A 22612-nucleotide genomic window follows, 5' to 3' on the forward strand; every position below is an offset into this window, starting at 1 on the left:
AAGCTGTCTAAATTATCGATGTTATTACTTGATTTCGACCCGAATTTTTCGCCTGATACATAACTGCATCCGCTTCTGTTAATAACGTTTTAGCCAAAATGGGCTGTTCATTATGTTTTGCTATTGCCATGCCAACAGAAACAGTTATGCAATAAATAGTGTAACTGTATGTCGTTATTTTTTTATTGCAGACAATTAAAAAGTTATATTTATTAATTTGCTACTCAATTATAGATAAAAATTAACTTTAAATATCACACCCGAGCTTGAGGTAAATTACCGTTTATTTGCTATATTAATAAGTTATGTAATATGCTCGATGGCTATGCCTTTAATAAATATACCTGCGTATTTTAAGGTGAACTCACATTTCAATCTTAAAAATTTACTTTTTTAAATGTAAGTATGGATAAACTTGATGGAAACAGGCTCTCGTAAAATTTTCTTCACCTCTCTCTCTATAACCTTATTTACCATGGCTATCGTTTATTATTCATTTTATACCGGTAGTGATATTGCTGAGCGTCATACACCGTTAGTTAATGCTGCTATGGAGATTAAACTAGAAACAACAACGGCACATTTATGGTTTGAAGAAGCAATAAGCGGCGATCAATCAGTAAAAATTGATGACGTGTGGGCACATCTCGATCAAGCTCAATGGTATGCTAACGCTATGCTTGATGGTGGCGTTAATGAAGAAAATACCTTTATTCCCCTTAGCGATTTAAATTTACGCACCCAGATTAAAGCAGTGATCAAGGGAATTCACCACTTTAGACATATTGCGCTTAAGCGTTGGGCATCACAATTAACTTCAGGTGTCGGCTCTGAATACGATCAACAACTCGATCTAGCTTTTATTAAATTTAATCTCTCAGCAGATAATGTTGAAAAAGCGCTACATAAAGCAATAGCCGAAGATTTACAAACATTTAAATTAGCACAACGGCTTTTAGTTATTTTAATTTTGATACTCGGAAGCGTCACAGGGTGGTTATTATTGCGTTATAACAATAAGCAAATAAATCATATCGCTGAGCTAAAATTAAGTGAAGACAATTTTAGCCAGTCTAAAAATCAACTACTTAATGTCATTAATGGAGCCAAATTAGGTTATTGGGATTGGGAATATAAAACAGGCAAACAGGTGGTTAATCGCGAGTGGTTGTCAATACTAGGTTTATCCCAAGCAGATGTTACCAACCACATAAAAGATTGGGAAACACTCATCCATCCAAACGATAAAACCTTTATGCAAGAGACTGTGCAAAAGCATATTCAATCAGGTACTAACTATATTGCTGAGTTTAGAATGAAACATACCAATGGCAATTGGGTATGGATTCAAGGCTCTGGCTCTGTCATAGAATATGATAAAGTCACTCAAGAGCCATTAAGACTGTGTGGCACTCATCAAGATATTACCGAGAGAAAACTGGCTGAATTAAAAGAAAAATCCCGTTCCCATATCTTAGAGCTTATTACCAGTGATGAGCCATTACCCGTTATTCTAGAAGCTATTGTTACTGGCGTTGAAACAGGTAATAGCGCCATGATATGCAGTATTTTATTACTCGACGAAACTGGTAAGCATCTTATGCTTAGCGCAGCACCAAATCTTCCTGAGTTTTACAATGTGGCAATTGATGGTATTGAAATCGGTGATAACGTGGGTTCATGCGGTACTGCTGCATTTCTGAATGAACGCGTTATCGTTGAAGATATTCAAAACCATCCTTATTGGGCATCTCATAAATCACTTGCTAAAGAGGCTAATTTAAGATCATGCTGGTCAGAACCTATCCGCTCTTCGCAAGGGGAGGTATTAGGTACTTTTGCGATTTATCACCATGATGTTGCTCGACCCACAGCAGCGCATATTGCCCTTATAGAGCAATCTGCCAGCATCGCCAGCATTGTTATTGAAAAAGTTAAAGCTACCCTAGCGTTAAAAGCTAATGATGAGCAAATGAAATTTGTTTTGGCTGGGGCTGAATTGGGTTTTTGGGATTGGAATATACTCACTGGCACTGTTGTTAGAAATGAACGTTGGGCGACTATGCTAGGGTATACCCATGAAGAAATAGTACAAAGTACAAAACAATGGGGGGATTTCGTCCACCCCGATGACAGAGAAAAAGCTTGGCAATCTATTAATGACGTTCTTGAAGGCCGTTCGAAGCTGCATAATCTTGAATATCGCATGGTAACTAAAGATGGTGGCATTAGGTGGATTCATGACCAAGCTAATGTAATGAAACGTGGTTCAGAAGGCGAACCGCTTCGAATGAGTGGTACTCATAGTGACATTACTCAACGTAAACTCTCGGAAGACACACTTAAATTTGCGGCTAGTGTATTTACCCATGCTAGGGAAAGTATCGTTATAACTGATACTACGGGGGTAATTATTGATGTTAATGATACATTCACAACAACTACAGGTTACAGTCGTGAAGAAGCAATAGGACAAAACCCCCGCTTTCTTAAATCAGACAGACAATCACCTGCTTTTTATCACAACATGTGGCAAGCTCTTATTGAGGATGGTTATTGGTCTGGAGAAATATGGAACTGTCATAAAGATGGTCAGTTGTATGCTGAAATTAAAACCATCAGTGCCGTGTGTGATGAGCAGGGTAATACTACGCACTTCGTTGCTTTAGGTAACGATATTACTCGTCTTAAAGAGCATCAAAATCAATTAGAACGAATTGCTCATTATGATGTGCTCACCAATTTACCTAATCGGGTTTTACTTTCAGATAGATTAACTCAAGCTATGCGGCAATGCACTCGTCATGAAAACTCACTGGCCGTTGTATTTTTAGATCTTGATGGATTTAAAGCAGTTAATGATAATTACGGCCACGATATGGGAGATGCTTTACTAATTGCCTTGTCTACTCATATGAAAGGAGCCCTACGCGAAGGTGATACGCTAGCACGCATTGGCGGAGATGAATTTGTCGCTATATTAACAGATTTGGAAAATTCAACAGTAATAGATGATTGCGAGCCTGTTTTAGAGCGATTTTTACTAGCTGCTTCAGAACCTGTTACTATTAATGATGTGGTTTTAAATGTGTCAGCAAGTATTGGCGTTACTCTTTATCCTCATGACGGTGTTGATGCTGACTTGCTCATTAGACATGCCGATCAAGCCATGTATATGGCTAAAGAATTAGGTAAAAATCGTTATCACTTATTTGATACTGCTCAAGATGGTGCTGTAAAAATACAGAGGGAGAGCTTAGAAGCGATTAGAAGCGCACTCGATAATGAGCAATTTGTCTTACATTATCAACCCAAAGTTAATATGAGAACAGGCACTGTTATTGGCGTTGAAGCCCTCATTCGTTGGCAACATCCTGAGCGAGGCTTAATTTTTCCTATCGACTTTCTACCTGTCATTGAAAATAACCCCATGATGATTGAATTGGGCGAATGGGTTATCGACACAGCTTTAACACAACATAGCCAATGGAAATTAGCAGGCCTAACACCATCGATTGGTATCAGTGTTAATATTGCTGCGGTGCAGTTGCAACAACCTGATTTTACTCAAAGGTTAACCTATTTACTCGAAGCGCATAGCGACGTAAAACCTCACTATTTAGAACTGGAAGTACTAGAAACCAGTGCCTTAGATGATGTTCAGCATGTCTCTACTGTGATGAATGCTTGCATGGCCTTAGGCGTTAATTTCGCTTTAGATGATTTTGGTACAGGATACTCTTCTCTTACCTATCTTCGACGATTACCGGCAAGCCGAATTAAAATAGACCAAAGTTTTGTTCAAGATATGTTGGTTGATATTGACGATTTGGCAATTATTGAAGGCGTTATTGGGTTAGCTAAATCATTTAAACGAGAAGTGATTGCCGAAGGGGTGGAAACAATAGATCACGGCGTTATGCTATTACAACTTGGTTGTGAATTAGCCCAAGGTTACGGCATTGCTAAGCCGATGCCCGCTGCCGACATCCCAACTTGGATCCAAAGCTGGACACCCGATATAAGCTGGAAAGAGTAGACTTTATAGCTTTGAAACAAAGTTGCTTTCAACTTAAGCAAGCAAGAAATTCCAGGTAAAACACAATAAAGCGTATGCAAGTTATCGGTTAACCACTCTAAAACGATTGCTAACCGCCTACTCCATTTCATATTTCTTTAACAATTACGTCAAAAAGCATTCACGTAATTGTCACACCCTCCCCTTACTTTATAAGCGTTTTAATTCACACTATTGGAAATAACATGCTTAATCTAAAAAAAAGAAAAATCGCTGCATTAGTATCAATTGTACTAGGCACCTCAATGTTAGTCGCTTGTAATGGAAATGACGGTTCCAACGGCACAAATGGAATGAACGGCATCGACGGCGAAAAAGGCGCTGACGGCCAAAACCTCACTAATGCGGCTAAATTAATGCGTTTAGCAACAGTACCTGTAGGGGCTGAAATAACAGGTATGTTTTTATCAGACAATGACGAACTATTTTTCAATGTTCAACATCCTTCCGACTTATCAGGAAACAGCACTAAAGCGCAAGTGGGTGTAGTAACAGGATTTGACTGGAGCACATTAGATCCGATGACTACCGAGTTATCTGCCCCATCAACAGATGAGGAAAAGCTTGCTGTACGTCTAATTGCTGGTAACTATCAAGTGTTAGGTGAAGCGGGTGATACCTTTAACAATCAACTGCCTCACGGCTTAGGTTCAATTAATACTGCTGATGAAGTAACAGAGATCAAACAGTCACAAGATCCTGACTTTAACGCGTTTGTTCCTACTTCTGCCAATGGAGATACCGGATTTTTATTTACTGCTTGGGAAGATAGACCTGGCGCAATGAGTCGAATTGAATTAACAAAAGCTGATGATGGTAGCTGGATTACTGGCAACGCAATGAATGTCGATTTTTCAACGGTATTAGGAACACTCATTAATTGCTTTGGCACTTTATCTCCATGGAATACTCCTTTAACGTCAGAAGAGAATTACGAAGCGGAAAATACGGCCCAATGGAATAACAAAGACTACCTAGACGGTTACCCAAGCTACCCAGATATACAAAACTTACAAACCTATCTTGGTAGTTCAAGCTTACCTAACCCTTATGACTACGGCTATATCGTTGAAATAACAAACCCTACCTCTGCAAGTCCAACACCAGTAAAACACTTTACTTTAGGTCGCGTTGCTCATGAAAACGCTGTGGTAATGCCTGATTGGAAAACGGTTTACACCACTGATGATGGTTCTAATAAAGCTTTCTATAAGTTTGTCGCCACCACTGCAGGCGATCTGAGTGAAGGTACATTATATGCGGCAAAATTAACGCAAGATGCCACTAATAATCCTGCTAAAGCAGGTTTTGATATTCAGTGGATTGAGCTAGGCAGTAGTAACAACATGGAAATTAAGACATGGATCAACTCATATAATGGCATCACTGAAGCTGACTACCAAGACGGAGCGACAAGTTACATCAGCCAAGCTGAAATTGATAACTGGGCAACCACAGGCACTGGTGATGATAGATATGCTTTCTTAGAGACATTGCGTGCTGCAAAAGCAAAAGGTGCAACTACCGAGTTTCGTAAAATGGAAGGTGTTGTTATAAATTACGATGCCGTTGCTAGTGGAACACTGCCTTATATGTATGTAGCCATGTCAGAAGTGAGTAAGGGTATGGTAGATAATGCCGGTGATATTCAACTTGATGATTCAGCCTACTGCGGTGTAGTCTATCGTTTTGGTGTGCAACAAGACTTTAATGTTAATCGCATGGAACCAGTCGTTGTTGGTGGCGCTTACAACGCCGAAGGTGATGCACAAGGTAACAGGTGTGATGTTAATGCTATTTCAAACCCTGATAACTTAGCCGTAATGGATGATGGGCGCGTATTAATTGGTGAAGATACTAGTAAACATGTTAACAACGCACTCTGGATGTATAACCCACAAGGTGAGTAAGCACCCACATTGAGCATGAAAATTCAGTCGTTGATTACCAAATCAATTTAAAAAGCTCGGTAATCAACGTCTAAATCAACAAGTGAAGATATCGATCATTTATAGCTCAAAATGCCCAGAGCGCTCTGGTTGATAGGTTACTTGACTAACTTTCACTAATAACTCCCCACCACCAGGTTTAGGCCATGAAATTTCATCGCCCTCACTCAAGCCTAATAATGCACTACCAACAGGAGCTAAAATAGAAATATTCTTTCCTTCTTTAGCTATATCTTCAGGATAAACTAATGTTAAAGCAAACTCTTTCTGGGTTGATTCTACAGTAAAAATAATAGTAGAGTTCATAGTCACAACATTACTAGGAACTTTATCTGGGGGAACAATACTTGCTCTATCTAATTCGATAATAAGCTCATCTAAACTAGGATAAGATGCATCATCTAAAGACTCAATTAAGCTTTCCAAACGTTCAGCATCGATTGATGAAATTGTGATATTCGGTTTTTGCATTATTCATTACTCCAATCAAATCTATTAATTTTTTAATATTATAAAAACTTCAGGGAATAGATCATCTTATCAAGTAATAATTCGACTAGCGAGAATAATACATCAGGAGAATTCGACTCCTTCATTATTTTTAATATTTGCGAATCAATTCGTCGTACGAAGATATTATTTTTGGTATAGAATGTGTTCTAAAAGAATTGTCTAATTCTGAGAATTAACTTATAACTATTAATCTAGAAGTTTTTTAAACCTCATTTAGAGAATTATATTTAATCAGTCAATTAACACTATTAAACATCCACCTTGTTTGTTATTTGGCAAACTCCAACTAAAAAATATAAGCGCGGTAAAATGAACAGTACCATTTGGAACCAGTTATTAGGTATTACTGAACAATTAAATGACAACACATTATCAAAAGAAGAGTCGGTAAAGCTGCTTATAACACAATTAGCATCTATTGATGTTACCTATGACCGTTCATTTGATCCTGCAGACAATTTTGAAGAATTTGTGGCCGTCGCATTATGCAAAACAATTACACACACTTTAAACGATTAAGTACGTTATCCTAATCTTTCCAACGGTCTTTAATTACTAATATTTTATCGAGTTGCTGCTCAAAACAATCAACTACTTGTGGATCAAAGTGCTTACTTTTTTGACTTCTTATAAACTCCATCGCTTTCTCAATCGACCAAGCATCTTTATAAGGGCGTACGCTCGTTAATGCATCAAACACATCAGCTAGTGCAACAATTCTTCCTTCAATGGGAATTTCTTCTGCTTCTAACTGATTAGGGTATCCTGTACCGTCCCATTTTTCATGGTGAGTTAACGAAACCAATTTAGCCAAAGCGATTAACTCTGAATCAGACTCTCCTAGAATTTCAGCACCTATCTCAGGGTGCTTTTTCATTATGGCAAACTCTTCATCTGTTAGTTTCCCAGGTTTTAACATAATGCTATCGGGAATACCGATTTTACCCACATCGTGCATTGGCGCTGCATTAAATAAATTTTCCGCTTCAGCTTCTGAAAAGCCATAGGCCAAGGCCACTACTCGAGAGTAATGGCTCATGCGCATTACATGCATACCTGTTTCATTATCTTTATATTCTGAGGCACGTCCAAGTCGCTGAATAACTTGCAAGCGAGTTCGCCTTAACTCTTCCGCGTCAACCAAAGATAAATGGGTTTTCACTCTGGCTTTAACAACCGCAGGAGAGATAGGCTTAGAAATATAATCGACAGCACCAAGATTTAACCCTTTAGCTTCATCACTTGGATCACTTAATGCTGTGACAAAAATAATAGGGATACTTTTAAACTTAGGGTTTTGTTTTAGCTGTTCGCATACTTGATAACCGGTCATTTCGGGCATCATAACATCCAATAAAATTATATTGGGCAGCTCTTTTTCAACTAAGCGTATGGCTTCTTGGCCACTTTTTGCAAAAATCAATTTATAGGTATCGTTCAATAATTGATTAAGCACACGTAAATTGGCGGGTTCGTCGTCAACAACTAAAACAGTCGGTTTAATATCTCGCATTATATTCTCAGTTTGTTTTTCCATTACTCCTCCAATTCACTAAGCAAACTAGTGATTAACTCAGCCGCGTGTGGGAAATCAAAATCATTACACGCATGAATAACTCCATTAATTTTACTCGCGTTAATCGACTCAAATGTTTGTAATTCATCTAAAAGTGCTTCATCGAATTCATTATTTTTTACACAATTCTCAAGCTTTTGTAAAACCCCAATAACTTCATTCGTATTATCTGAATCTACCAACAAGCCAGTTAAACCGGCTTCATCACTGCCGTCATTCATTTTACTTACACAGTTTTTTATCGCCAGAAATTCTACTTCTATCGCAGCCACATGCGCTTGACATAACACGAAATCTGCTACTTTGATGGCTTGCTCTAGGGCGTCGAACATCGCCATAAATCGATTTAAGGCGAGGTTACCGACACTTCCTTTAAACTTATGTGCTAACTCAGCTAAACTTTGCCAATTTTCGTCTACAACATGCTGATTTAAATTTAATATTTCAGACTGAGACGCTTGGATAAATCGACCTATTTCAGTAAATAAATTAGTCTTAGAACCCCAAAGAGCAACACCCGCATCAACATCTATCTTTAACGTCGACTTATCAATAGATTCTGAGGTATCAAGCGATACATTAGTGACTTTAAGCACGCTAGAGATCTCAGTAAATAATTGTCGTATATCAATGGGCTTATTTGCAAAACCATCCATTCCAGCTTTCTCAGCTGACACTCTATCTTGAGGTAACACACTAGCTGTCAGTGCAATAACAGGCATACGTCCTAAACCATTAAGCGCTTCATACTCTCTTCGCAATTTAACCGCGGTTAATCCATCCATAACAGGCATTTGAATATCCATTAATACCAATTCAATCGGGTTATTCTCAAGTTGCAGTAACGCTTGTTCACCATCTCGGGCTTCATAAACAGTATGGCCATATCGTTTCAATATTAAAGACAATAGCTCAATGTTCTGATCAATATCATCAACGACCAATATGTGTAATTTAGGTAACGCTTGATAGCCTTGTTGCTCGACTACCTTATCCATAAATTCAATCGGCGTTAAAGGGAGAATAAAACTAAATTCAGAACCCTCTCCTTCAATACTGGTCGCTGAGATTTCACCGCCCATTAATTCAACCAACTGTTTACTGATAGTGGTACCGAGACCCGTGCCACCAAAACGCCGACTCATTGACTCATCCGCTTGTGCAAAGGCATCAAAAATAGTCTCAAGCTGAGCAGCAGACATTCCAATACCGGTATCTTTAATAGAAAATTTGAATAGTCCTGTTTCTACTCTTGAGATAGTGATATTAATGCTGCCTTGTTCGGTAAATTTTATCGCATTACCCAATAAGTTAGTTAAAACTTGGCGCAATCTATCTGGCGCACCATTAAAGTACCCTTGCGCTTGCAGTTTAATATTAAGGTTGAGTTCTATACCTTTATTTTGTGCCTCTAACCATAATGTTGACACAACAGCATCCACTTCTTCTACAAGTGAAAAGTCGCGAAGTTCAAGTTGAAACTTACCCTTTTCTAACTTGGCACTGTCGAGTAAATCATTCAAAATGTGTAGCAATGATTTTGCCGATTGGTTAATAGTTGTCAGGTGTTTATGTTGGCTAGCACTCATACCACTATCGAGCAAAATATCACTAAAACCAATAACTGCATTCATTGGCGTACGAATTTCATGGCTCATATTGGCTAAAAATGCTGAACGAGTTTCCGCGGCTTTTTCTGCTTTGTCTTTAGCCGCTATAAGCTCTGATTCCATTGCTTTGCGATCACTAATATCCATAATAAAACCATCAAGATAATAATCATCACTGTTTTCTACTTTAATGGCTCGACCATAACCAAGCATCCACTTCACGGTGTTGTACCTGTCGATCAATCTAAACTCAAGCTGATAACCATTTGGGTTGTGTAAATCGGCTGAAGCAATAATGTGTAAATCTTCAGGATGAACAAAATCCCCTAAGCTTCTTTTTGGCTCAGGCATTAGGAAATCCGCTGCTGGATACCCTGTTATTTTTTCAACTTCATCACTAATAAATAAATTGGGCCAGCCCGGTACATCCAAACATCGATATGCTATACCTGGAATATTAGTCAATAATGAGCGAATTCTCATTTCATTGTCACGTATCGCATTTTCCATTTTTAAGCGATCACGCAAGTCTGAAATAAATGCCACAAACATATGTTGATTGTTTAATTTTACATGACCAATACCAAGTCGCATGGGAATAGTGTCACCACTTTTGGTTTTCGCCTCAACTTCACGCCCACTACCAATGATTTTAGCCACGCCAGTTTGTATATAGTTTTGAATGTATTGATCATGATTATGTTGAAATGGCTCTGGTACAATTATTTTGACATTTTTACCAAGTAATTCATCACTTTCCCAGCCTAATAACGTGGTTACCATTTTATTAATACTGACAATAATGCCCTTTGCATTGATGGTAATAATTCCATCAACGGCGGTGTCCATAATCGCGGTTAACCGTCGTTCACTTTGTAGCGCTTCAGCAGAAATATCTTTGTATCTAAAGACCAAGTTAACAGCCAAAACAACAGCAATAATAAAAATAGTAATCGTAGTAATACCAATGGCTAAATAAAACGAAATATCATTCGTTTGATTGGTCATTTCAAAACCTGGTGGCAAGATAAAACGCGCTGCGGCCATTCCGGTGTAATGCATTCCAGAAATCGCACTTCCCATTACGCAACTCGATATCGCCATTTTTGTATTCGCGCTTAAATTAATATTACCGACTTTATCAAGACCAAAGCTTATCCAAAGTGACAAAATAGCCAATACCACAGCAACCAGAATAGACACTGCAAACATAAACAAGTCATATCGCAATAAAGGCGCCATCTCCATAGAAGCCATGCCGATATAATGCATCGTCCCAATACCTGCACCAACCAAAACACCACCAATAACTAATTGTGAGGCATGAATGTTATCTCGGGTAATTAAATTTAACGCAATCCAAGAAGCCGTTACAGAAGGGATAATAGATAAAGCGGTTAAGTCAAACTGATAGCTGATACTTGTGCAGAGCTTTAATGCCAACATGCCGATAAAGTGCATCGACCAAACACCGCCTCCCAAAGCTAAGCTGCCAATAAATAATGAAATGTGCTTACGTTTAAAGGATGCTGACGCTGCTTGCGATGCCACTTGAAACCCCATATAAGAGGCAAATATTGCAATAGAAATTGATAATAAGACTAACCACGGATTATGCTCTGCAACCGCCAGCAAGCTAGCGTCAGAATATTGAAAAAGCTCAAGAATTTTATTTTGCATTTGTAGGTAAAATCCAATAAATGGTGTTAAAACAAGTCGTGTTTTATCCACTTAAACTATGTAAAAATTAAACGATGCTAAAAGAGTGTACTGCAAGCTAAAGTGAGACGTCCTGTCATCTTATTAACAGCTACTTAGTTTGTTCATAACACACATTATAAAGGTAAACTCGCCACTTCTATTGATACCATACGTAAAAATAACTTAAACATAAAGCGATAAACATGCTATTTACCACGCTCAGTCATAAATAATTTTTTTTATAACTTTTGTAATGAGTTAAGCAAGCTTAATTCTTGGGAGGCGAGTAAAGTAGTAGGGTGATTATTGCCTAGTTTGTTATTGCACTTCTCTAACGCTTCTTGCGCCAAAATTAGCGCTTGATCATAGTGATTCATTTGACGTAATAATGTAGCTAAACTAATTTGTGTCTTCAAAGTATCAATGTGATCACCACCTAACACTAACTTTCGCTCCTTCAATGTTTGTCTCATCAAACGCTCAGCTGCCTTTTCTCGGTTAGTGCGACTTAATACCTTAGCTAAGGTATTTTTAGCACTCAAAACCTCTGGATGATGATGACTAAAAACTGCACTGGCTACAGTTATGTGTTCGTTAAGCAACTGCTCTGCTTCTTGAAATTTTGCTAATGATTCTTTGGTTACCGCTAACAGCCTCATGCAATTTAGAGTATATGGGTTGTTAACTGTAGATTGCGCGAGCCATTCATCAATACACAATTGTAAATACTGCTCCGATGTTAACCAATCACCTTTTGCTTGATAGAGCTTTCCTAAATTTTCTAACGAATACAAAGTATGACGATAATGTGGTCCAAATAACTGCTTTCGCTGTAAATAAACATCATTAAAAAGAGGTTCAGCTTGTTCAAAATTCCCCATATTTAAATAAAACGTTGCGAGGTTATCTATCGCACCTAAAGTGTCTTGATGATCTTCACCTACTAACTTTTTACTTAATGAAATCGTTTCTAAAATTATAGGCAGATTTTTCGTATGATCTGCTTTTAATTCATATAAACGACTGACATTAAATAAAATACCAAGATAGTCTTTTCCCAGATCTAATTGATTACGTTTATATATCGATAAAGCGCGCATTAAGTGCTTTTCTGCTGGAGGGATTTTCCCTAAATCTATGTATATGGTACCTAATGTTTTATGAAGTAATGCATTTACATAAGGCTGATTACGCAAATTATTTTGTTCTCTCTTGTCTAAATCTAAACTTGCTTTAGCTAGCACATCTTTCACTAACATTTCTTTTCCATCCAAAAAGTATGGACTCTGGGAAAAAAACATATCGGTTAGAAACTTAGAAATGGCTTGAGTTTGATTACTTTTTGAAACGGCAATATCACGCTCAACCGCAAGTTGCTTCGATTGCAACCAAGTTAACAAACTAGAGCCAAAAACAGCAATAACTACCAAAACGGCTAAAGTTTTTTTTCTATTTTGATATCGTTGAGATTTTAAAATAAAACTAATTTCATTGTTATTTAAACTAATCGCACTTCGCTGAATAAGCCTAAGCCCATCTTTTACTTTGTGTCTAGAATTCAGCAATGCATCATTTGATTTATGATTAATCAACCAATATTGGCAATCATCGGCAAGTTGTTCACGCTTTTGTATTGCCGTGCTATTTTCTTTAACCCAACGAGTAACTCTTTGCCAATTCACGAGTAATGCTTCATGTGCAATAGTAATAAATTGCACATCATCTCTTGAAATTAAAACACTGCTACCGCGTACTATTGAAAAATAACTACGTTGTTCACCCTTTGCCGTTTGTAAAATAGTAGTAAATAGCTGAGCGCTAAGAAAATATTGAATAAATTTTTGTTCGTTGTCTTCTTTAAAAAATGACAGTGGAACTTTACGAGAGGTCACACTATGTTTATCGTCGTGATCTATCCTCACTAACGCATGCATTATTTTATCCCAACACCCTTGCACCTTATAAGGTAAGCTATTAAAAACCTTTTCCGCTTGTTGAGCTATGGCTCCTTCAATCCCCCCCATCTTATGATATGCCGAAATCAGTAATTCATTGTCTTGACTACGTTGTTGATAAAGCCTTTCTAGCGTGTATTCTAATAACGGCAAAGCATCTGGGTTTTTAATCGCCGCGGCCAATAAAATATCATCGAGTTGTTCTCCACTCGTTTCATCATGCTCAAATGTAAGCCCGGCAGCTAATGCAGGATTTCGAATTATCTGGGTGAGTTCTAGCGGACTAGCTACTTGTAAGTCGTATTGAACGCCAGCGGTCTTTAAATCAAGAAACCCTTCAACATCAAGACAACGACTGTAAAAATCGTTACGCAGCATAGCAATACATAAAAGCGCTTTATATTGTGATAAAAGCTTTAAACACAGCACAAGACTACTTTTCGATAAATCGCTTAAACTGTCGTCTAATAAAAACTGTTCAAATTGATCCACCACTAATAAGCAGTAGTTTTTTGGCTCGTTTATTCGATCATTGGGTACTGGTGCTTCTTTTGATTTTATCGCTATAAGCGTATCAGTTATCAATTCTGGTGTTTCTTCTACACGCGCAATTAGGTCATCTAACTCAAGATCTGGCTTAATTAGCCCTAACGAATTAAGAGAATGTAACAGGCTTGCAATGGGAGACTCATGAGTATTTTGATGTGGCGTTATAATAATATGTTGGGTAACACGTATTTCTGAAAATCCAGTATGACTACTTAAAAAAGGCAAGACACCTGCGCGAATAAGTGATGACTTACCACTACCGCTCTTTCCTAAAAGCAAAAGAAAATGGCAATGCTGATCAATACAATATGTCAGGCTTTGAATAACCTCAGCAATAGCTTTTGTTCGGCCAAAGTAAATTGGGCTATGAATAATCTCAAAAGTATTTAAACCTCTATAGGGTGAACCTTGTGTCCATTGCTCAATATTAAGAATTTCAGGAGCTTGTTTTGAGGGTTTTATCAATGAGACATCAGCGATAATTTTATAACCACGCCGATGAATTGTTTCAATATAACTTGGTTTTCGAGAGTTACAGCCGAGCTTTTTTCTTAAGCCAGCAATACACTTTTGCACAGGGGCATCACCATAAAAGGTACCAGCCCAACAAGCAATAAGTAGTTGCTCAGCACTTATAGTTTGTGTGGAGTGTTGACAAAGATAAACAAGCACATCCATCATTTTAGGTTCGATTGTATAGCTTTTTTCTTTATCAGAAATTTGGTTTAAGCTGCTTTTTACCGTCCACTTACCTAAGGTAAAAAATTCCTGTTCCTGAATTGGTAAAAACTCGCTCACCTTTTTCACGTATCATCCATTGATAAACATCCAAATATAATTGGGTGACTGGAGTATAGAATAATCGTACAAATTTCATACTAAAATATCGAAAATAAATAAAAAAAGTGATGGTAAGGAAACCGTAAGTACTTTTTGCTTTGTTTACGTGATACTGAGCTCAGTTGAAGGAAGTTGTAACTAAATAAACACTAAAATTAAGGAGAATTACGATGAAAAATATCTTTATCACATTAATAATCCCATTAACGCTAATGTCAGGATTGTTACTTACACCAACAGTAGTAGAAGCCGTTATTATCAATGCGCAGTCAACCCATGACAATCAAAAAAGTGTTTGGAATGCAGACTTGTCAAAACGCGCCTTGTTTACTAAAAAACATAACACTCAGTATTTGTCTATTTTTAATAGCCAAGGCGAGTTATTAACTGAGCACCTCATACCCAGAGCAAAAAATCTAAGTAATATTACGTGGGCGGCAAACAATCAATACCTTACTTTTACTGAAAATGATCGTAACTTATGGTTATTCTCGCTCAAACAAAACAGTAGCAAGCTTATTGATAGCATACGTCGAGATGACGATGCCAAAAAATTTAATGCCCAATGGTCACCAAATGGGCAATGGCTACAATATTTATCCAGTATAAACTCACGTCACCTTGCAAAGGTATACTCTATTAAACGTAATCGCTCATATATTTTACCAGTAAACTCTACCCAAATTGCCACAATCAATTGGCAAGATGACAGCAATGATTTATTAATAAAAACGGAAGGCACAATTGAAAATGAAGTTGAAATGTCGTCGTTGTATGGCATTAAACTCATTGTAAAAGCAGACGCGCAGATTGCTTTATTACAATAATAAACGCAATATTTAACCTGAGCTTAAAAAAATATTTAAGTGAAGTAATAACGGTTTCAACAGATCACGTTTACTTAGGTGGTTACACCTTGAAGTAATCGTGATCAAGTACGCTGTCAGTATTGCTGTTATGGCATTTTTTTACAGTCCATTTTAGCTGTGTCATAGCCCCAAGTAATTTGTGCTTCACCTTGGTGTTCCCACAATGTTTCATTACGGCCCTGATATTTACTGCCACTTGCACTGGGTTGTAAAAACATTAAAGAAACGCTATCACCACGTTCTGCAATTAATGTTTTGGGTGTTGTGTCAAAATACATCGCGATGACTTCATTACGAGGCTCTGAATTGCATACATATTTAATAGCCTCACTATGAGAAACTAAACGATATTTTGCTTGTAATGTCGCGATACGGTGTTGATATTCGCCTAACGTGCATTGACGCTTGTTATCGCTTTTCCAGCATTCATTACGCCCCTTGAGCCAACCTCGTTGTTGAGCTTTTAACATCGGCGGTTGTTCATTTTTTGCTTGGTTCAGTGCTTGGGCATAAGTGCTCGCTAATTGTTGATCTAATGCTGACAATTCTTTATCGCCGCATATCAGTATTTCAATACTGCCTTGCGCTTTTTCACAGGCAAACGAAGGGCCCGACTCAAGATTTCCTTTAAATGAAGCCGAGTTATTCACTAATTTATCTATATATTGACACCATGCATGAGTATTGCGTTTAGGCACGCTGGCATCGCCTCTAACGCCTAATTTAAATTCAATAACCGATTGCCATTCATCAGAGCCAACATCAGGTCCGTGATCTGCTCCATCGCCTGATAACACCTTACCCTCTATAGAGTGTTTCCACGCGTTTGAGCATAAAGCTTCGCCATTTTCAGCAGGCTTGTTATTCATACCACTCGCATATACTGAACTTGCAATAACAACAACTAATAAGACTAACCATCGACTTATAACATTTGGATTTTTATCTTTCATTTTAATCGGTACTCGTATTAGGCAATACGCTTTGTTAAACGTTGGTTGATAATGTTTCTAGAGTGCTAACAATAATCGTTAGCAGCATAATTAATCAAATACAGTATAGCAGGCAATAGGTTTGTTCAAGCTTAAGGGAGTTCTTTGCCGTGTCGAGATAAGTATTAACTAAATTAAGTATAAAAATTATTGAAAAAAAACTTGATCTAAATCAACAACAGTTTAAACTTTCAGAAATTACTGAAAGTTCAGAACTTAAATTATGATCATGACCGAAAAAATCGAATCCTTTGTAATGCATTGTGGAGAAATGGGCAGTCGCTGGGGCTTTAACCGCACCGTTGGACAAATGTATGGTTTGTTAATTATTCATGATGAATCACTTAGCGCTGTACAAATTTCTGAAGCACTTAATATATCACGCGGTAATGTCAGCATGGGTATCAAAGAATTACAGTCTTGGCGCTTAGTTCAAGTACAACATAAGCCTAAAGATCGTAAAGAATACTACTCGCCTGCAGGTACAATCTGGGAAATGGCAACACGGGTATTTGAAGAGCGTCGTAAACGTGAAGTTGACCCAACATTATCGTTATTACGCGACAACTTATTAGATGAACCTGCTAATGCGCAAGAGCAATATGCCCAAGATAAAATGCATGAAATTCATGATTTATTGGAAACCATTACTCATTGGGCATCAGAGTTACAAAGCCTAAGCCCTGACAAGCTCAACACTTTAATGAAATTGGGCGCAGGTGTAACCAAGGTTATTGATATGAAAGATAAGTTTCTCAAAAAAGGTTAATACGTTTTCTGTACTTTCCAAGACATTTAGCCTGCTTCAAACAGGCTAGGTTAATATTTTCACCCGATAATATTGAATTATTGTTTAACAAAATTTATGGAGTAAATTATGTTAGAAACATTAATGCTTTCGCGCATACAGTTTGCCGCTAACATCAGTTTTCACATCTTGTTTCCCACAATTACCATAGCGCTAAGCTGGTTTTTATTCTTCTTTAAAGTACGCTTTGATCAAACACAAGATCCTGTTTGGATGCGTGCATATCGCTTTTGGGTGAAAATTTTTGCCCTTACATTTGCCATAGGTGTTGTCACAGGCATTACCATGTCGTTTCAATTTGGCACTAACTGGCCAAAATTTATGGAAACCGTTGGTAATATCGCAGGGCCCTTATTAGGGTATGAAGTATTAACCGCTTTCTTTCTAGAAGCAGGGTTCTTAGGCATTATGCTCTTCGGTATAGATCGCGTTTCAGCCCGTATCCATACTTTATCCACCTTTATTGTTGCCGTTGGCACTAGCTTGTCGGCTTTTTGGATATTGGCATTAAACTCTTGGATGCAAACACCACAAGGTTATGAAATGCGTGATGGTGTTGCTTTCCCAGTCGATTGGTTAGCCATTATTTTTAACCCTTCATTCCCTTACCGATTGTCGCATATGTTAATCGCATCAGGATTAACCGCAGCCTTTTTAGTTGCTGGTATTAGTGCTTATCGTTTATTAAAAGGCGATGATAAAAGAGCGCCTAAATTAACACTAAAAATAGCCTTAACCGTTGCGGCACTACTTGCTCCCGTACAAGTATTAATTGGCGATTTGCACGGCTTGAACACCTTAGAACATCAGCCGCAAAAAATTGCCGCAATGGAAGGAATTTGGCACACCGAAAGCGGCGCACCCTTATTATTATTTGCATTGCCTGACGAAAAACAAAAAACCAACCATTTTGAAATAGCTGTTCCTAACATGGCGAGCTTTATTTTAACCCACGACTTCAATGGTGAAATACAAGGATTAAACGAATTCGAAGGAAATCACCCTCCTGTTGCTCCCGTATTTTTTGCTTTTAGAATTATGGTTGGATTAGGCATACTCATGCTTGTTATTGCTTGGTTTAGTCGCGTTACCTTATGGCGGAAAGATCAATTACCTCCTTGGTTATTAAAAGCACTGGTCGTGATGAGTTTTTCAGGTTGGATTGCCACATTAGCAGGTTGGTATGTCACCGAAATTGGTCGACAACCTTGGCTAGTAACCGGCGTATTAACCGTAAAAGATGCGGCAACTGATATAGCTCCCGCCAACGTTGGCTTGACACTTACTATGTATTTACTCTTGTACGTAGTCATTATGGCCGCTTATTTACACACGCTTTTTACTATGGCAAGTCGCGCGGTAGAAATTGAAGAAATAAGTGAAGAAGATCGAATAAAACCGGTAATTGTGACACCCGCTAAAAAGGTTAAGGAGTAAATCATGTTTGAAGCCAATACATTAGCAGTAATTTTCGTCTCATTAATGGGGCTCTCTGTTTTACTCTACGCTATTTTGGATGGTTTTGATTTAGGTGTTGGTATATTGCTTCCCCTTGACCAAAAAAATAGCGCCGACACTATGATTGCTTCCATAGGCCCTTTTTGGGATGCTAACGAGACTTGGTTAGTACTGGCAATTGGTTTGTTACTGATTGCTTTTCCTGTTGCTCATAGTTATATATTTAAAGCGTTATACCTACCCACAGCGGTTTTGTTGATCAGCTTAGTGTTACGTGGTGTTGCCTTTGATTTTCGTGCTAAAGCTGCTTTTAGTCATAAACCGACCTGGAATAAAGTCTTTAAAGCCGGCTCTTTAATTGCGGCATTAAGTCAAGGCTACATGTTAGGCATGTATGTAATGGGCTTTGAAACAACAATGGCCGCTTATAGCTTTGCTATTTTAAGTGCATTAGGTGTCGCTGCCGCCTATAGCTACATTGGCGCTTGTTGGCTCATCATGAAAACCGAAGGAGAGCTACAAGTACAAGCGGTGGCGTGGGCGAAAAAATCAGGCTTAGTATGCTTTTTAGGTATTATTGCCGTGTCATTGATTAACCCCATTATTCACCCCGACGTTTACCAAAAATGGTTTACTTGGCCAAATACCGTATTAGTGCTATTGCTACCTTTAGCTTGTTTTTCTTTGTTTGTTTTTAGTCTCATTCAATTAAAACAATTACCTAAAGTAAATGACAAAGGCTGTTGGCGACCATTTGTAGCCGCTGTGGTTATTTTTATTTTATGCTTTATTGGATTAGCTTTTAGTTTTTTCCCATATATTGTACCGAACCAGCTCACCATTTGGGAAACTGCCGCCGCACCTGAGTCGCTCAGCTTTTTACTATGGGGGACGATCATCGTTGTTCCGGTAATTTTTAGTTACACCGCATTTTCGTATCGCGTATTTTGGGGAAAGGTTAGAGAGTTGAGGTATCACTAATAATATAATAATACTGTTGATACTCTGTTTATTTAATATCAAAGATGCTTTACTAAGACTGTAAATAAAGGAAATTTAAAATATACCTTAATATATTATTAATAATTTGGAGAAATTATGAGTGCGCGTAAAACGATTATTGCAACGTCTATCATTGCTGCTACAAGCTTAATCAGTTGTACTGATGCCAATGATTCCTCTGCCACAACTCAGGAATATCACAAGCAAACTGCAGTTACAGCCGATACCTACATTCATGCCGAAGTTGATGGTCGCATGGCAACATTTCAAAAACGTGCAGGTAGTATAAACAATTTTTATTTATTCCCTAGACCAACACCAACAGACAACCAACCGGTAGTACGAATGAACCGTGATACCATGTACGGTGGGGGTACTATCGACACAGCTGGCGGCGCATCTATTACAATTCCAGAAATACCTGACAATCGTTATTTTTCAGTGATGATCATAGATAATGACCATTACACAGTAGATGTACTCACTGAACCCGGAACACATATTATTCCTGAAGGAACAACTAAATATGTTTTTGCCGTACCTCGTGTTCAAATATACGACATTCACGATGAAGCTGAAATTGCAAAAGTATTAGGCTTACTCAAACAATTTTCAATTAAAGCGCAAAGTGCAGATCCCATCTCGCCTAATTGGGATTGGGAAAGCATGTTTACACTGCGAGGACAATATGAAAAAGAGTTTGTTAAATTTAAACAGTACCCTGCAGATTGGCAAGAAACTAAAGCATCTGGCAAAGTTAATGAAAAAACCCGTCACTTAGCTGTTGCTGGTGCTTGGGGATTATTTCCCGAATGGGAATCGGCTTATATTAACTATAATGGCGGCGAAGCGTCTGATCAATGCTATACCGCAACTTATAACGTACCAGAGAACAATGCCTTCTGGTCAATCACGGTGTACGGTAAAGATGCTTTCATGAAGAGCGATAATGTAACTCTTACCCCAAGTAGTACCGTGTTTAATGACGATGGTACTTTCACTGCTTATTATGGTTCAGAACAAGTTTGCGGTAATCAAACAAATCGACTTGATATAACCGAAGGATGGAATTACTTAATGCGTATATATCGCCCTGAGGAATCTGTATTAAATCGGGAATATAAACTGCCAGCAGTGAGTCCTTTTAAACCCGAATGAACGGGTTGTAATTATCAAAGAGAAAGTCCTCACAATGATGTAAGGGCCTTATCTTTGCAATACCATCAAGCTAATACCTATTTAAGTCATAACTTTGCTTTTCACCTTATTTTTCTGAAGGGTAAATAGTTTTCCAATCATTTTTCATATCAATTAATGTCCACCCTCTACTTTCTACTTTATCTAAACCTTTATCCAACGTACCAATATGCGATTTTCTATCGTATGCCCATTCACGTTCAGCATCGGTATGATGAACTATCAAACCAAAGCGAAGACTTTTATCATTCGCACCACGACTCACCGTTGTATACTCAAGCATGGCGAGATCACCATCTGAATTACCGCCGGCAAATATAGGTCGACGACCAATATGTCGATAAATTCCAATAGGTTTACCTTCTTTATCATCAACAAGCACTATTTTAGGATCTTTAATTATTACCGGAATGCCGTTGCGTAATTCATAATGTGAACCTGCTGTACTACCAATAACCTGCTCCGGCGGTATACCATAAACCTTTTCGGTAAATACCCGCATAAAATCAACGCCACCACCCGAAACAATAAAGGTCTTAAAATCGTTTGCTCGTAAATATTGCAACAGCTCAAGCATAGGTTGATAAATCATTGCAGTATATAATTTACCTGTAGAGGGATGTTTAGCGGTTTCACTCCATTGCTTTACCGAAGCAGCAAACGCTTCTGATGTCATACCGGCATGAGAAGCAGAAATAATATTAACTAAATTCTGCTTTCCACCAGCTAATACGCCTTTTATATCATCAGCAAGTACGCTTTTAAAAGGCTCTATAGTTTTCCATTCAGGATGCTTGGGAGCCATTAACTTAATTTGGTAAAAAGCAAAAGCGAGTTGAAAGTATATAGGCTGTTCACTCCATAATGTGCCATCGTTATCAAAAGTCGCTATTCGCTCATTTACGGGTACGAAATTAGGAGAGCTGGTATCAGTCACTTGTTGTACAAAAGCGATAATAGCTTCTTTGGTTTTTCCATCATTCCATGAAGGTAGTGGACTTTCTTGCGCTAGGCTGTTGGTAGTAAAGACTACCGATAGTACAATAATTAGCTTGTTCAACATTCGCATGCATAAATCTCCAAAATTTCGGTTGGTGTATCCGATAAAAATCCTTAAAGTGATAACCTACAACATAAAAATGCGCTGTACTACAGATTACAGTGACCATATTTACGCTATAAAAATAGTTTAGCATAGTTATTTATGATACAGCCCAAGTTATTAGTTTTATCAAAAATCGATATAAATGACTTTAAAAATTAATACAGCGTTAAAATGGTCGTGTTTGAAACGTTAACTTAACCAAGAACCACGCCGCTATTTTTATTTTATATACTGCAGCTAATGATTGAACTGATTCAGGTGAGTTAATCCTGTAATTTTCTGGCTTTGCCTTTGTTCATAAACAACCTCTAGTTGCAGTTACAATGTAACTCATTTGGTGTCTAGCAAAGTATGGGAAGTCCAGTAAATCCAAAAATAAACAGTAATCAATATTTCATATATACATCCCT

The 22612-nt window shown here is 37.9% G+C and carries 15 protein-coding genes; 8 read left to right on the forward strand and 7 right to left on the reverse strand.

The genetic code is table 11. The features are described 5' to 3' along the window. Positions 1-7: 7 nt before the first annotated feature. The gene (locus AC27G3_RS17615) at positions 8-217 is read right to left on the reverse strand and encodes a diguanylate cyclase domain-containing protein (protein WP_487123908.1); all 210 of its coding nucleotides are present in this window, start codon (positions 215-217) and stop codon (positions 8-10) included. Positions 218-418: 201 nt separating this feature from the next. Here AC27G3_RS17615 and AC27G3_RS17620 point away from each other — a divergent pair, with 201 nt between their 5' ends. Together AC27G3_RS17620 and AC27G3_RS17625 are read left to right on the forward strand one after the other, a co-directional pair. Continuing rightward, positions 419-4039 carry a bifunctional diguanylate cyclase/phosphodiesterase gene (locus tag AC27G3_RS17620; RefSeq protein WP_487123853.1) on the forward strand — a complete coding sequence of 1207 codons (3621 nt, stop codon included), beginning with the start codon at positions 419-421 and terminating at the stop codon, positions 4037-4039. A 224-nt stretch (positions 4040-4263) separates the two neighbouring features. Further along, positions 4264-5988: a PhoX family protein gene (locus tag AC27G3_RS17625; RefSeq protein WP_487123855.1), complete on the forward strand. Its 1725-nt coding sequence runs from the start codon at positions 4264-4266 to the stop codon at positions 5986-5988. 99 nt (positions 5989-6087) lie between these two features. Here AC27G3_RS17625 and rnk read toward each other — a convergent pair whose 3' ends face one another. Then, positions 6088-6498: a nucleoside diphosphate kinase regulator gene (gene rnk, locus AC27G3_RS17630; RefSeq protein WP_487123857.1), complete on the reverse strand. Its 411-nt coding sequence runs from the start codon at positions 6496-6498 to the stop codon at positions 6088-6090. A 351-nt stretch (positions 6499-6849) separates the two neighbouring features. Here rnk and AC27G3_RS17635 point away from each other — a divergent pair, with 351 nt between their 5' ends. After that, positions 6850-7059 carry a hypothetical protein gene (locus tag AC27G3_RS17635; protein ID WP_487123859.1) on the forward strand — a complete coding sequence of 70 codons (210 nt, stop codon included), beginning with the start codon at positions 6850-6852 and terminating at the stop codon, positions 7057-7059. Positions 7060-7069: 10 nt separating this feature from the next. Here AC27G3_RS17635 and AC27G3_RS17640 read toward each other — a convergent pair whose 3' ends face one another. The 3 genes from AC27G3_RS17640 to AC27G3_RS17650 form a co-directional block, all read right to left on the reverse strand. Further along, positions 7070-8077, reverse strand: a complete 1008-nt coding sequence (locus tag AC27G3_RS17640) for a response regulator (RefSeq protein ID WP_487123861.1) — start codon at positions 8075-8077, stop codon at positions 7070-7072. Beyond that, a complete protein-coding gene (locus tag AC27G3_RS17645) occupies positions 8077-11406 on the reverse strand; it encodes an MHYT domain-containing protein (RefSeq protein ID WP_487123863.1) in 3330 nt (1109 codons plus the stop codon). Before AC27G3_RS17645 ends, AC27G3_RS17640 begins: the two co-directional genes overlap by 1 nt. A 260-nt stretch (positions 11407-11666) precedes the next feature. Further along, positions 11667-14738 carry an nSTAND1 domain-containing NTPase gene (locus AC27G3_RS17650; RefSeq protein WP_487123865.1) on the reverse strand — a complete coding sequence of 1024 codons (3072 nt, stop codon included), beginning with the start codon at positions 14736-14738 and terminating at the stop codon, positions 11667-11669. Between the two features lie 203 nt (positions 14739-14941). Between AC27G3_RS17650 and AC27G3_RS17655 the strand changes: the two genes are divergently transcribed. Then, complete coding sequence (locus tag AC27G3_RS17655) at positions 14942-15598, forward strand: hypothetical protein (protein ID WP_487123867.1); 657 nt, start codon at positions 14942-14944, stop codon at positions 15596-15598. A gap of 128 nt (positions 15599-15726) precedes the next feature. Here the strand turns inward: AC27G3_RS17655 and AC27G3_RS17660 are convergent, their stop codons facing one another. After that, entirely contained in the window at positions 15727-16593 is an 867-nt protein-coding gene (locus AC27G3_RS17660; protein ID WP_487123869.1) for an MliC family protein, read from the reverse strand. Positions 16594-16855: 262 nt separating this feature from the next. Between AC27G3_RS17660 and AC27G3_RS17665 the strand changes: the two genes are divergently transcribed. The 4 genes from AC27G3_RS17665 to AC27G3_RS17680 all read left to right on the forward strand — a co-directional run bounded on the left by AC27G3_RS17665 (position 16856) and on the right by AC27G3_RS17680 (position 21058). Then, positions 16856-17401 carry a GbsR/MarR family transcriptional regulator gene (locus tag AC27G3_RS17665; protein WP_487123870.1) on the forward strand — a complete coding sequence of 182 codons (546 nt, stop codon included), beginning with the start codon at positions 16856-16858 and terminating at the stop codon, positions 17399-17401. Between the two features lie 108 nt (positions 17402-17509). Beyond that, on the forward strand, positions 17510-18877 hold the full coding sequence (locus tag AC27G3_RS17670) for a cytochrome ubiquinol oxidase subunit I (RefSeq protein WP_487123872.1): 1368 nt from the start codon (positions 17510-17512) through the stop codon (positions 18875-18877). A gap of 3 nt (positions 18878-18880) precedes the next feature. Beyond that, positions 18881-19879, forward strand: coding sequence for a cytochrome d ubiquinol oxidase subunit II (locus tag AC27G3_RS17675; protein WP_487123874.1), 999 nt, complete (start codon positions 18881-18883; stop codon positions 19877-19879). Positions 19880-19996: 117 nt separating this feature from the next. Next, positions 19997-21058, forward strand: a complete 1062-nt coding sequence (locus tag AC27G3_RS17680) for a DUF1214 domain-containing protein (RefSeq protein ID WP_487123876.1) — start codon at positions 19997-19999, stop codon at positions 21056-21058. A 106-nt stretch (positions 21059-21164) separates the two neighbouring features. Here AC27G3_RS17680 and AC27G3_RS17685 read toward each other — a convergent pair whose 3' ends face one another. Continuing rightward, positions 21165-22166, reverse strand: coding sequence for an HAD family hydrolase (locus AC27G3_RS17685; protein WP_487123878.1), 1002 nt, complete (start codon positions 22164-22166; stop codon positions 21165-21167). Positions 22167-22612: the final 446 nt, after the last annotated feature.

It is taken from the genome of Colwellia sp. SU-HH01217 (genome assembly GCF_057543495.1).

What these genes read in the sequence shown, in the direction of transcription:
- AC27G3_RS17665 (WP_487123870.1), top strand. Translation starts at nt 16,856, where the DNA reads ATGATCATGACCGAAAAAATCGAATCCTTTGTAATGCATTGTGGAGAA.
- AC27G3_RS17675 (WP_487123874.1), top strand. Translation starts at nt 18,881, where the DNA reads ATGTTTGAAGCCAATACATTAGCAGTAATTTTCGTCTCATTAATGGGG.
- AC27G3_RS17620 (WP_487123853.1), top strand. Translation starts at nt 419, where the DNA reads ATGGAAACAGGCTCTCGTAAAATTTTCTTCACCTCTCTCTCTATAACC.
- AC27G3_RS17670 (WP_487123872.1), top strand. Translation starts at nt 17,510, where the DNA reads ATGTTAGAAACATTAATGCTTTCGCGCATACAGTTTGCCGCTAACATC.
- AC27G3_RS17635 (WP_487123859.1), top strand. Translation starts at nt 6,850, where the DNA reads ATGAACAGTACCATTTGGAACCAGTTATTAGGTATTACTGAACAATTA.
- AC27G3_RS17625 (WP_487123855.1), top strand. Translation starts at nt 4,264, where the DNA reads ATGCTTAATCTAAAAAAAAGAAAAATCGCTGCATTAGTATCAATTGTA.
- AC27G3_RS17640 (WP_487123861.1), bottom strand. Translation starts at nt 8,077, where the DNA reads ATGGAAAAACAAACTGAGAATATAATGCGAGATATTAAACCGACTGTT.
- AC27G3_RS17685 (WP_487123878.1), bottom strand. Translation starts at nt 22,166, where the DNA reads ATGCGAATGTTGAACAAGCTAATTATTGTACTATCGGTAGTCTTTACT.
- AC27G3_RS17645 (WP_487123863.1), bottom strand. Translation starts at nt 11,406, where the DNA reads ATGCAAAATAAAATTCTTGAGCTTTTTCAATATTCTGACGCTAGCTTG.
- AC27G3_RS17660 (WP_487123869.1), bottom strand. Translation starts at nt 16,593, where the DNA reads ATGAAAGATAAAAATCCAAATGTTATAAGTCGATGGTTAGTCTTATTA.
- AC27G3_RS17680 (WP_487123876.1), top strand. Translation starts at nt 19,997, where the DNA reads ATGAGTGCGCGTAAAACGATTATTGCAACGTCTATCATTGCTGCTACA.
- rnk (WP_487123857.1), bottom strand. Translation starts at nt 6,498, where the DNA reads ATGCAAAAACCGAATATCACAATTTCATCAATCGATGCTGAACGTTTG.
- AC27G3_RS17655 (WP_487123867.1), top strand. Translation starts at nt 14,942, where the DNA reads ATGAAAAATATCTTTATCACATTAATAATCCCATTAACGCTAATGTCA.